This window comes from Acinetobacter sp. COS3 (assembly GCF_000475335.1).
GTDB lineage: Bacteria > Pseudomonadota > Gammaproteobacteria > Pseudomonadales > Moraxellaceae > Acinetobacter > Acinetobacter venetianus.
In genome coordinates this window covers 1-10,379 of sequence record NZ_AXCD01000030.1, presented here as the reverse complement: position 1 = coordinate 10,379, position 10,379 = coordinate 1, and the positions used below count along the sequence as shown (strand labels likewise).

At 36.9% G+C, this 10,379-nt stretch carries 14 protein-coding genes; 6 read left to right on the top strand and 8 right to left on the bottom strand.

Annotated elements, in window-relative coordinates; genetic code table 11:
- The coding region (locus tag IO68_RS0117010; protein WP_031234839.1) for an ESPR domain-containing protein at positions 1 to 842 on the bottom strand (842 nt) is incomplete at its 3' end.
- 236 nt (positions 843 to 1,078) lie between these two features.
- Here IO68_RS0117010 and IO68_RS28135 point away from each other — a divergent pair.
- From IO68_RS28135 to IO68_RS28125, 3 genes are all read left to right on the top strand, one after another.
- Positions 1,079 to 1,435, top strand: a complete 357-nt coding sequence (locus tag IO68_RS28135; RefSeq protein WP_023013730.1) for a response regulator transcription factor — start codon at positions 1,079 to 1,081, stop codon at positions 1,433 to 1,435.
- A gap of 49 nt (positions 1,436 to 1,484) precedes the next feature.
- Complete coding sequence (locus IO68_RS28130) at positions 1,485 to 2,084, top strand: phage tail protein (protein ID WP_007480271.1); 600 nt, start codon at positions 1,485 to 1,487, stop codon at positions 2,082 to 2,084.
- 201 nt (positions 2,085 to 2,285) lie between these two features.
- Positions 2,286 to 2,987, top strand: coding sequence for a LuxR C-terminal-related transcriptional regulator (locus tag IO68_RS28125; protein WP_023013729.1), 702 nt, complete (start codon positions 2,286 to 2,288; stop codon positions 2,985 to 2,987).
- 115 nt (positions 2,988 to 3,102) lie between these two features.
- Here the strand turns inward: IO68_RS28125 and gspM are convergent, their stop codons facing one another.
- The 5 genes from gspM to IO68_RS28100 form a co-directional block, all read right to left on the bottom strand.
- Positions 3,103 to 3,582 carry a type II secretion system protein GspM gene (gene gspM, locus IO68_RS28120; RefSeq protein WP_023013728.1) on the bottom strand — a complete coding sequence of 160 codons (480 nt, stop codon included), beginning with the start codon at positions 3,580 to 3,582 and terminating at the stop codon, positions 3,103 to 3,105.
- Positions 3,582 to 4,721, bottom strand: a complete 1,140-nt coding sequence (gene gspL / locus IO68_RS28115) for a type II secretion system protein GspL (protein WP_031234838.1) — start codon at positions 4,719 to 4,721, stop codon at positions 3,582 to 3,584. Before gspL ends, gspM begins: the two co-directional genes overlap by 1 nt.
- A gap of 41 nt (positions 4,722 to 4,762) precedes the next feature.
- Positions 4,763 to 5,218, bottom strand: a complete 456-nt coding sequence (locus tag IO68_RS28110; RefSeq protein WP_004878795.1) for a SixA phosphatase family protein — start codon at positions 5,216 to 5,218, stop codon at positions 4,763 to 4,765.
- A gap of 200 nt (positions 5,219 to 5,418) precedes the next feature.
- Entirely contained in the window at positions 5,419 to 6,492 is a 1,074-nt protein-coding gene (locus IO68_RS28105) for an NAD(P)H-dependent glycerol-3-phosphate dehydrogenase (protein ID WP_004878794.1), read from the bottom strand.
- A gap of 40 nt (positions 6,493 to 6,532) precedes the next feature.
- Positions 6,533 to 7,111 (bottom strand): nitroreductase, encoded by a 579-nt coding sequence (locus IO68_RS28100; protein WP_007480264.1) that lies wholly within the window; start codon positions 7,109 to 7,111, stop codon positions 6,533 to 6,535.
- A gap of 197 nt (positions 7,112 to 7,308) precedes the next feature.
- Between IO68_RS28100 and IO68_RS28095 the strand changes: the two genes are divergently transcribed.
- Complete coding sequence (locus tag IO68_RS28095) at positions 7,309 to 7,692, top strand: hypothetical protein (protein ID WP_019384175.1); 384 nt, start codon at positions 7,309 to 7,311, stop codon at positions 7,690 to 7,692.
- 46 nt (positions 7,693 to 7,738) lie between these two features.
- Here the strand turns inward: IO68_RS28095 and IO68_RS28090 are convergent, their stop codons facing one another.
- Both IO68_RS28090 and IO68_RS28085 read right to left on the bottom strand, forming a co-directional pair.
- Positions 7,739 to 7,981 (bottom strand): hypothetical protein, encoded by a 243-nt coding sequence (locus IO68_RS28090; RefSeq protein ID WP_019384174.1) that lies wholly within the window; start codon positions 7,979 to 7,981, stop codon positions 7,739 to 7,741.
- Positions 7,982 to 8,134: 153 nt separating this feature from the next.
- On the bottom strand, positions 8,135 to 9,322 hold the full coding sequence (locus IO68_RS28085) for a phosphoglycerate kinase (RefSeq protein WP_019384173.1): 1,188 nt from the start codon (positions 9,320 to 9,322) through the stop codon (positions 8,135 to 8,137).
- A gap of 139 nt (positions 9,323 to 9,461) precedes the next feature.
- Between IO68_RS28085 and IO68_RS28080 the strand changes: the two genes are divergently transcribed.
- Both IO68_RS28080 and IO68_RS28075 read left to right on the top strand, forming a co-directional pair.
- A complete protein-coding gene (locus tag IO68_RS28080; RefSeq protein WP_004878785.1) occupies positions 9,462 to 9,845 on the top strand; it encodes a DUF2237 family protein in 384 nt (127 codons plus the stop codon).
- The coding region (locus IO68_RS28075) for a Maf family protein (RefSeq protein ID WP_023013726.1) at positions 9,845 to 10,379 on the top strand (535 nt) is incomplete at its 3' end. The genes IO68_RS28080 and IO68_RS28075, both read left to right, overlap by 1 nt.

Genomic DNA, 10,379 nt, shown 5'->3' with positions numbered 1-10,379 from the left:
GTATCTCCTTTAGCTCCAGTATCACCTTTTAGAGATGCCAGCCATTGTGTCTCATTGCCAGTGAATCCATTATCTTGCGCTATTTCATAAGCACTTTTACCATCTGCACCAGCGCCAGTAGGTAAACTGTCAATTTGGTTCTGTAAACTTGTCAATTTAGTATTTACGGCATTAAATGCAGTACCTACATTGTTATAGTTTGATCCTTGAATCGTATATGTGGGATTACCAAAAAAACCATTTGTAAAACCAGCTCCACCGCCTAAAGCGGCGGCCAGAGAGTTTAACTGCCCATAATTCACTGCATCATTTGTAGAAGTACCATTTGCAAGATTGGTAATCTTATTACTGTTAAAGGAGATTTCACCACTGCCGATATCATTTCCGAGTGCACCTTTAGACGTTATCCCTCCAGTCCCCACTTTTAAAGTATCAGTGCTGATGGTTACATTCATATCGTCATATAATAATTTGTTATCAGACACTAGTGTTCCAGAGGGCTGGTTTAAACAATACAGCGTCCCCCAATACTGTGGAGAGATAATCGAGTTATTTAGCCCAGCCGTTGCAATACTCGGATTGGTATTTGCACCTTGCGCACCACAGGTAATTACCTGCTCAGCAAATGTTTGTTGGGAATATATTGTTGCCAAAATTAAGCTAATCGCCATCGTCATTGGCTTCAAGACAATACTATTTAAATTATTTGTATTTTTAATACTAACTAATGTTTTTGAAACAGATATCGATTTATTGGTCTTCCCCTCACCTTTAGCATTTTCTGATACGACAATGATGCACCCTTGAGCTTTGCTCCAAATTTTTTTAAAGATATGGTTCATGTTATTCCCTACTTTTGTGAGTATAAATACATAAATTAGAGAATATTTTCTAAAATAATGAATCGTTGAAATTTGGTATAAATTAAAAAAAACCTTTAAATAACAAATTTCAATGATGTCTAATTTATATACTTGCCTTTTAATAACCAAGCAGAAAACAACAACGACGCATCAAGTGAGAAATTATATGAACAACCCTAGATTATTAAGTCATAGAGAACATGAAATTTTTTTAAATGTTAGCTCATGGTTTGAGAATTAAAGAAATTGCAGCAAAACTTTGTATCAGTGATCGCACAGTCTCAACACATCAAGAAAAAATTTATCAAAAACTGCAAATTCATCATCGTGCTAGCCTCATTCAATTTTCACCTTATTATTTAGAGTTATTGAATACGCTTACACCGAGAGAACATACAATTATTGAACTACTGGCCCAAGATTATTGTAGTGAAGACATTGCTTATGAACTCAACTTAACCATCGAAACAATCTATAGCCATAGAAAATCAATAAATAAAAAATTAAAAAGCTTGCAAGAAAAATACGATATTTTGGGGATATCCAAACAAAAACAAATTTCCTTTAATTAAATGGCACATAAACATCAACAACTTTTCAAGAAAATAATAGGTAAAAATTATGAGCGCAGATCCATATTTAGGGGAAATTATTCTTGTTCCATATACTTTTGTCCCTCAGGGATGGGCAGCATGTAATGGACAGCTACTACCTATAGCACAATACCAAGCTTTGTTCAGCTTGTTAGGCACAACTTATGGTGGTGATGGTCGAACTACTTTTGCTCTTCCAAATTTAGGTGGTCGTTTTGCAATGGGGCACAATAATACCAATCAATTGGGTCAAAGTGCTGGTCATAGCAGTACGACCTTAACTGTTGCCAACTTGCCTGCACATAATCACATTGTCCCTGCTGAAACCGTTTCAACTGCAATCTCTTTAACATTGCAAGCAAGCAACGGTGGAGGAAATACAAGTGATCCAACAAATGCTGTGTGGGCAAATGCAAATGATCCAACTACAGGCGGTATTTTTGATACTTTTACTCAAAATCCAAGCCAATTGATGAATATGAAGCCTGTAAGTTCGCCTGCGAACATACCATTACCTCAACAAAATACATCAATTGCAGGTGGCAGTATTCCTGTCGATATCACAAACCCTTATCTTGTGCTTTATTACATTATTAGTTTGCAAGGTATTTACCCTTCTCGTTCTTAATTTATAAATGGGTTTCTATTTATTGATAATCATTTAAATAGAAACTCATTATCACTACATAAACAATTATTAAAAAACATATTAAAACAAACTAACAAATAAAATTAAGATCCAATATTGTTAAAATTATTTAACAAAGATATAGAAAATAAATACCATATGTTTATAATAATTAAACACAGATAACAATAGAATAAAATCATGGTTGAGCAACTACAGGAAAGGCAAGATATATTTGACAAAAATATCTTGAGCACCATCTTGCCTAAACCCGTGTTAATTGCAGAAGAAGACCAAAAACTTCAAAATAGGTTAACAAACTTATTAATTAAATTAAATTATAAAAATAGTGATTTGATCATTTCAAATACCCTTAAAGACGCTATTTCTATTGTTAAAGAAAACAGAGTTGCTTTTGCCTTAGTTAATTTAAACCTACCTGATGGAAATGGAACTAAGCTTATTCAAACCCTGAAACAACAGAATTCGAATACTTTAATATTGGTTATCTCTGAATGGGATACAAAAGACGCCGTCTTGACTGCAATTCATGCAGGAGCGACTGGTTATTTATTAAAAGAAAGAAATGATGTTGAAGTTACAATGTCAATCAAGCAGATTTTACAAGGTGGAATTCCTATTGATCCTTTTTTAGTGCGTATCATTTTATCAGCAAGACTAAGACAGCCAATTAAGCTTGAACATTCTCCTGAAAATCTATCTACAAGAGAGTTAGAAATTTTAGAATTTGTGACTCAAGGGTTTAACAATCAAGATATTGCAAATGAATTAGGCTTATCACGGTATACCATCGAAGCACATTTACGCAACATTTACAGTAAACTTTCAGTCGATAGTCGCTCTAAAGCCATTAAAATCGCATATTCTCTTGGTCTTTTTTAAAATAAATACAATTTTTATTAAATAAAATTCACTTAATTTTTAAAATAAATAAAGGTGCATTTATTACTAAATAACACCTCAATTAAATATATTTCAAAGGCTTCTGAAAATTAAATTATTCAACAGTCGCTGATAATTTAATTTGATTATTATTAGAAACCATTTCCATTTTTTGAATACTTAATCCCATCTGAGACAATTGCATTAAAAAATTAGCAAGCACAGCATAATTTTGATGTTCTGCGACGATTTGGATTTGCTCACCACTTTGTTGTGATGAAACTGCTAGGCCCTGCTGTTGAGCAGTCCGTTGAATTTTATCTGCTGGTGTAAGATCAAGATCATTCGCAGGCTTCATCGTTGCAGCATTACTCTGCATCCAAACCGTTAAATCTTTAAGTTCATTTAAACGTGTCTGTTGCTGATCTGCTAAAGAATGCATTTTCCAAAGTGCAGAACCTATAATCACAACTGTTAAAAATATTGCCGTGAAAACCACCATAACACGTTCACGAACAGACAAGCGCTGTAAATACTGATTGACTGCTTCAACCTTTTGATCAAAAAAGTTTTGTATTCCTGTAAATGCTTTCATTATTTTACTTTTACCACCCCGATTGCACCTACTGTATCGGCTTGCACATTACCTAATTCAGCCTGAAATCCTTGTTGATTCAACTGTTGAGTTAATGCTTGTAAATCATCCGATGATTTGGCTTTCAATGACATCGTCAATTCAGATGCATCGTAATTCACTTGCTGAGCAAGGATTTGTTTTTGCATTAGAATAGGACCAACACGACTCAACAGTGACAATGCTTGCGTATCACCTAACTGGCTCATTCTGAGCTGGCTTTCAAACTGACTTTTTATATTTTGTTCAGTTACACGACTGTTTTCACCGAACCAATATTTATATTGATCAATCGCTTGGGCTGCTGTTTGATCCGCCACCTTTTTGAGCTTAGCCCAGCGTAAACCATCATAAGCCAACTGAACGAAAATTACGGCGATAAAAACGATTGCAGCAGCTTTCCAGTAACCAGACCATTGCACATCAGCATTTTTTGCTTTTGGAAGAACATTAAAAGGATGCTGTCTAGGTCGCTGTAACTGCTGAAATTGGTAACTAAACTCACTGCGCTGATCTTTACTCGAAGCAGTAGCCAAACTATCTAATTGTTGAATATTGAGATTAGCAAACTTGTATTGAGTTTCTGGTGCTTGAAACTCAAGAAATAGACTTAAATCATCAACGGAGTTACCAGACCAAAGATTTTCTCGAACAAGCAAATGATCGTAAATATTTGCGATCACAACTTCGGCTTGTTCTGGTTCAGGTAACATCAAAAAGTCAGGTAAAAAAGCAACAATTTGAATAGGTAATAAACTTAATGCATGCTGCCAAGTTTCAATGGATGATTGAGCTACACCTAAAATATTAAGTTGATCATTTTGAAAATGATGAACGACTTTCATTTGATCAATAGGTAAAGTTACAAACTCTTCAAGGAGGTATTTTATTCCTTCTTGCCCCAACTGTTTGTAATGTGCTTTCGTCATTGTTTGTTGCAAGATTTGAGCATTTCGACTCGGGAAAAAAACAGTCGTCTCTTTCCCTTGATGCTCTTGTAAATCTTGAATGAGTTGTTCAAGACTTTCAGCGACGAACCAATTTTCCCCTGCCGACCAATACCATGTTCCATTGGTTTCGGGCATCCATATATACAGCATCGGTTTTAATTACCCTTTTATCCGCTTAGGATAGATAAAATTTATATTGTTGGCGTAAAACGTTTCTTTTGTGTCGATAAGCCATTTGCAATCACAGTCTGATCATAAATACGCGCTTCGGCTAATGCAAATGGATTAAAACTTTCATGTGTTAATTGTTCTGCAATATGCGCTACGACATTCATATGACATACAACTGCAATAGATTCATATGGTAGTTTTGACAACCATTCTATCGCATCTTTAGCATCATCATCAGGTTTAATTTTATCGCATATTAAAACAGGAATACCTTCAAAGTGTGCCTTAATATGTGACAAGGTTTCTTGAGCACGCAGTAAAGGACTTACAATAAAAATCTCAGGTCGAATGACATCTTTTAAAAAATGTCCTGTTTGATCAGCTTGCTGATGTCCACGCGGTGTTAATGGACGCTTGATATCATCACCATCAATAGCTGGAGAAGCTTCACCGTGACGAACTAAAGTGAGTTGCATAAAAATACCTTATTTCTTATCTCTATATTTTAACTATGATTGATGACAATTTGATAAATCTATCATCACTTTACCAAGCCCTTTCTAAAAAGAGTCAATAGACCTATTTTTTATCACAACCTTAACTTAAAAGATTGGGATAATACCAATTAAAAAGATATTTAATTTGTGCCAGTATCTTTGTTTGCTAAAAAGACATCCTACACTTCATGATGTGGTAGTACGAACTCGACATCACTGCGATGACCATTTTTCATCAAAGATAAAGCGATCGTCATCGGTGGCGCATTTTCAAAAATAACTTCATATAAAGCATTGGTAATTGGCATATACACATCAAGTTCTTCCGCTTTAGCACGAACTTGAACAATTGTATTGATCCCCTCAGCCGTTTGTCCTAAAGCTTTAGTTGCGTCATCCAATGTTTTACCTGAACCTAAAGCAAAACCAATTTGATAATTTCGACTTAATGGACTATTACAGGTTGCAAATAAATCACCAACACCTGACAAGCCCAAGAAAGTTAATGGATTAGCACCTTGCTTAACCGCAAAACGACTCATTTCAGCCAAAGCACGGGTCAAAATCATACTCTTGGTATTTTCACCAATGTTATATGCCGCACCCATTCCCATCGCCACGGCGTAAATATTCTTTAATGCACCACCAAGCTCTACACCATGTACGTCATCACTACCAAACACACGAAATAAAGCACTGTGCAATGCATGCTGCACAGCATAGCGAACCAATTCAGATTCACTCGCAATCACTGTACCTGATGGCATACCGGCCATAATTTCTTTTGCCAAATTCGGACCCGACAAAACCCCATAAGGGACTTCAGGTAATTCTTCACGAATAATATCGCTCATGAAGCTAAAAGTTTTCGCTTCAATTCCTTTCGTGAGTGAAACCACAGCTTGCGAGGTAATAAACGGCGCAATTTGTTTTAATACATCACGGAATGAATGACTCGGAATTGCAACCAGAATAATGTCACGATCTCTTACTGCAAGCTCTAAGTCGGCAACTGCACGTAATGCAGGTTCTAATGGATAATCAGGTAAATAACGTTTATTGATATGCGTTTGATTGATCTCTTCAGCCGCAGCAGCATCACGAATCCAAATCATGGTATCGCAACCATTACGTACTGCTAAATTTGCCATAGCAGTACCAAAACTGCCGCCACCCAACACGGTGATTCTTAATGCTGTTTTTTGATCGACCGCAACAGGCTCAACTAAATCACTAAATTTTAACTCTGTCATTTTTTATCCTGAAACTCTATTTTTAAATCTAAAATAAATTTTAAGTCGCTTGCCATGTTTTCATGAATACTTGGCTATCAATTTCAGCGCGTGGTGGAATTGCTTTTGCTGCCGTTCCAACATAAATAATGCCTGAAATGAGATCTTGCTCTTTTAAGCCAAGTTGCTGTTTTAACCAGTTTGATTCAACCACTGCGCCAGAACGCCACATACTTGCAAAACCTTGCGCTTGTAAAGAAAGCAAGAAGTTTTGAATCGCAGCACCTGTACTAAGAATCTGTTCAAAATGAGGAACTTTAGGATGATCTTGTATCGTAGTTAAAGCGAGTACTAACATCGGAGCACGGAACGGATGTTGTTTTACCCTGTCCAACTGAGATGAATCTGTCTCACCTAAATCAGCTAAAGCATTGGCTAACTGCTCACCAAATGCAGCCCTTTGCTCTGGAGTAATAATCACAAAACGAGTTGGTTTCAAACGATGGTGGTCTGGTGCAGTTAATGCAGCTTGGACAGCTTTTTCGAGTTGTTCTGAATTTGGAGCTGGCTCAACGAGTTGACCAATAGATTGACGTTGATGGATATTTTGATGAATTGTCTCGATATTTGAGTCCGTCATTGACATGAATCTAACTAACACAAGGATTTCACTAGATTAGCATAATATACCTAATCTCCACTACTTATCCCCTACGCGCTTCACGATCAATTTTAAAAATTTAACAGACCCTCAGCATAAACTGTACATAATCAGCTAAAGCAATCAAAAGTTGTATGTTCAAATAAAACAATTATGTAGTAACTAGAGAAAAAGCAATGAAAAAAACTTTGATGATGAGTGTATTAGGTGGCTTAGCACTTGGATTAACGGCATGCGCATCTACACCAACCAACACCATCGCGATTCAAAAAGAAAATAATCAATATGAAGTGACTGGAATTGGCAAAACTAATCTCATTTCAAAAAATAATGCAGTAAGTGCAGCGCAAAAAACGTGTACTAAAAATACCTCACCTGTCGTCGTTGATGAGAAAACGACTTATCAAGGTGTATTAAAAGGTGTAGTCGATGAGCAAACTGGAAAAATGGTTGAAGCCGCCGCAGGTGTCATTGGGACATTGACTGGTAAAAATGCGTCTTTGGCTAAAGATGATGATTATCAAACTACCCTAACATTCTACTGCAAACCAAATGCTTAAATAAAAAAAGCCGATGTAATTACATCGGCCTTTTTGTTAGAACAGTTTACTGAGCTTCGCTCGCTGCTACTTCTGATGCTGCACTTTCTACAACATCAGTATTCTTTTCATCTAAATTCGGTTTATCGATCGCATCGATCGCAGCTTGTTGTTCTGGAGTAGTCTGTGTTGCTACAGTTGAAGCTGCTTGTTCTTGCTGTTCAGCGTTATTCGCTTCTTCTTTTTTTGCGCATGCAGTTAACATGATTGGTGCAATGATTAAAGCGGCAAGAGTTAATTTAAATTTCATCACGGCTTTCCACAGTTACTTGGTTAAGTTGATGACAATCATATTTCAAATATATGACAATTTTATGACTACTTTGTAATGCAAAAGTAAAAGAGCCGATTTACATCAGCTCTTTAGTTCTATCTTTTATTGTAAATCAATCGATTAACGCAATTAAGCACGTTCTAGTAAAACTGCAACAGCAGGTAAAGTTTTGCCTTCTACAAATTCTAAGAAAGCACCGCCACCTGTTGAGATATAACCAATTTGATCAGCAACTTCATATTTATCAATCGCAGCAAGCGTATCACCACCACCCGCAATTGAGAAGCCAGCAGATTCAGCGATCGCCAATGAAAGTGCTTTCGTCCCTTCACCAAATTGATCAACTTCAAATACACCTACTGGGCCATTCCAAAGAATCGTTTTTGAAGTTTTTAAGATGTCAGCAAAAGCTTTAGCAGTTTCAGGGCCAACATCTAAAATCATGTCAGTATCTGCAACATCTTCTACTTTTTTAACAACTGCTTGAGCGTTTGCTAAAGAACCCAAAAAGTCACTAAAGTCGATTTGAGTTGCGTCAGCAACCACAACATCAGTTGGTAATGGCACACTTACTTTTGCAGCAATTTGTTTTGCTGTTTCAACTAAATCAGCTTCGTAAAGTGATTTACCCACATTGAAACCAGCCGCAGCTAAGAATGTGTTTGCAATACCACCACCGACGATCAATTGATCACAGATTGTAGAAAGTGAATTCAGTACATCGAGTTTGGTTGAAACTTTAGAACCCGCAACAATTGCAACCATTGGCTTTTCAGGTGTTTGCATTGCACGACCTAAAGCATCCAATTCAGCTGCCAACAAAGGACCCGCCGCAGCAACTTGAGCAAAGCGTGCTGCACCTTCAGTTGAAGCTTCTGCACGGTGTGCTGTACCAAATGCATCCATAACGAATACGTCACAAAGTGCTGCATATTTTTTAGCAAGCTCTTCGTTATTTTTCTTTTCGCCATGATTGAAACGAACGTTTTCAAGCAATACAACTTGACCTGCTTCGACTTCAACACCATCTAAATAATCAGTAAATAATTTTACTTCTTGGCCTAAAGCTTTTGTTAAATACGCAGCTACAGGAGCAAGTGATTGTTCTGGTTTTGGCTCACCCTCTACAGGACGACCAAGATGAGAAAACACCATAACTGCTGCGCCTTTTTCTAAAGCAGCTTTAATGGTTGGCAATGCAGCACGTAAACGTGCATCGCTAGTAATTTCCCCATTTTTTACAGGAACGTTTAAGTCTTCACGAATAAGAACACGTTTACCTGCTAAATCAAGGTCAGTCATGCGCTGAAAATTCATGGATGGCTCTCTAGTTGATTTTAAAAACGGCACAATTTTAAATGATTCTCTGAAATAAAGGTGAGTTTTTTTGCAGAAAAGCTGTCTAAAGCTTCACTTTTGATTATGATAATCATCGTCATTAAATCTATATATTATTATGTCTATTCATCCAGATCCTAAAATTAATCGCTTAAATGTGCTTGGCGAACCTTTATCCAGCTGTTGTTATGACCCAATCACTGGGTATTTTCGTAACGGTTTTTGCCATACGGCAGTTACTGATCTAGGTCAGCACACCATGTGCGCCCAAATGACTTCAGATTTTCTTAATTTCTCACAAAAAGTTGGCAATGACTTAATTACGCCATTACCCGAAGTAGGTTTCCCTGGCCTAAAACCAGGTGACTTCTGGTGTATTTGTGTGACCCGTTGGGTTGAGGCTTATGAAGCAGGACATGCTCCTCCAATTAAGCTGAATGCTTGCCATAATGCGGTACTACACTATGTGCCTCTCAATATTCTTGTGGAATATGCTGTCTAATGAAGCCATTAGAATTGATCTTGGCTTCTAGTAGCCAAACCCGTAAAGATTTGATGGATCGTTTACGTTTGGACTATCGTTGTATTTCACCTGATATTGATGAATCTGCAATGGGTGAATTACATGCTGATGATTTAGCTAAACGATTGGCATATGAGAAAGCTCATGTTATTTCCGCAGAACATCCTAATGCCATTGTCATTGGCTCTGATCAAGTGGCGTGGCGTGAACATGCACCCTATGACTTTATTGGTAAACCATTAACTGTTGAGAATGCCATTCAACAATTACTAAAAAACTCAGGGAAAACTGTGTTTTTTAGTACGGCGCTCAGTGTTCAACATTTTCAATCTGGCTTTGAAACAACGCTTGTAGAGCATTATCAAGTCAAATTCAGAGAACTCACTTTAGCTGAAATTGAACGCTATATTGACATAGACCAACCCTTGCATTGTGCGGGTAGTTTTAAATGTGAAAGCTTAGGAATTAGCTTATTTGAGAAAATGCAGGGTGATGATCAAACCACGTTGATGG

What these genes read in the sequence shown, in the direction of transcription:
- gspL (WP_031234838.1), bottom strand. Translation starts at nt 4,721, where the DNA reads ATGCTGTATATATGGATGCCCGAAACCAATGGAACATGGTATTGGTCG.
- IO68_RS28090 (WP_019384174.1), bottom strand. Translation starts at nt 7,981, where the DNA reads ATGAAATTTAAATTAACTCTTGCCGCTTTAATCATTGCACCAATCATG.
- IO68_RS28080 (WP_004878785.1), top strand. Translation starts at nt 9,462, where the DNA reads ATGTCTATTCATCCAGATCCTAAAATTAATCGCTTAAATGTGCTTGGC.
- IO68_RS28130 (WP_007480271.1), top strand. Translation starts at nt 1,485, where the DNA reads ATGAGCGCAGATCCATATTTAGGGGAAATTATTCTTGTTCCATATACT.
- IO68_RS28125 (WP_023013729.1), top strand. Translation starts at nt 2,286, where the DNA reads ATGGTTGAGCAACTACAGGAAAGGCAAGATATATTTGACAAAAATATC.
- IO68_RS28100 (WP_007480264.1), bottom strand. Translation starts at nt 7,111, where the DNA reads ATGACGGACTCAAATATCGAGACAATTCATCAAAATATCCATCAACGT.
- IO68_RS28110 (WP_004878795.1), bottom strand. Translation starts at nt 5,218, where the DNA reads ATGCAACTCACTTTAGTTCGTCACGGTGAAGCTTCTCCAGCTATTGAT.
- IO68_RS28095 (WP_019384175.1), top strand. Translation starts at nt 7,309, where the DNA reads ATGAAAAAAACTTTGATGATGAGTGTATTAGGTGGCTTAGCACTTGGA.
- IO68_RS28105 (WP_004878794.1), bottom strand. Translation starts at nt 6,492, where the DNA reads ATGACAGAGTTAAAATTTAGTGATTTAGTTGAGCCTGTTGCGGTCGAT.
- IO68_RS28085 (WP_019384173.1), bottom strand. Translation starts at nt 9,322, where the DNA reads ATGAATTTTCAGCGCATGACTGACCTTGATTTAGCAGGTAAACGTGTT.
- IO68_RS28135 (WP_023013730.1), top strand. Translation starts at nt 1,079, where the DNA reads ATGTTAGCTCATGGTTTGAGAATTAAAGAAATTGCAGCAAAACTTTGT.
- gspM (WP_023013728.1), bottom strand. Translation starts at nt 3,582, where the DNA reads ATGAAAGCATTTACAGGAATACAAAACTTTTTTGATCAAAAGGTTGAA.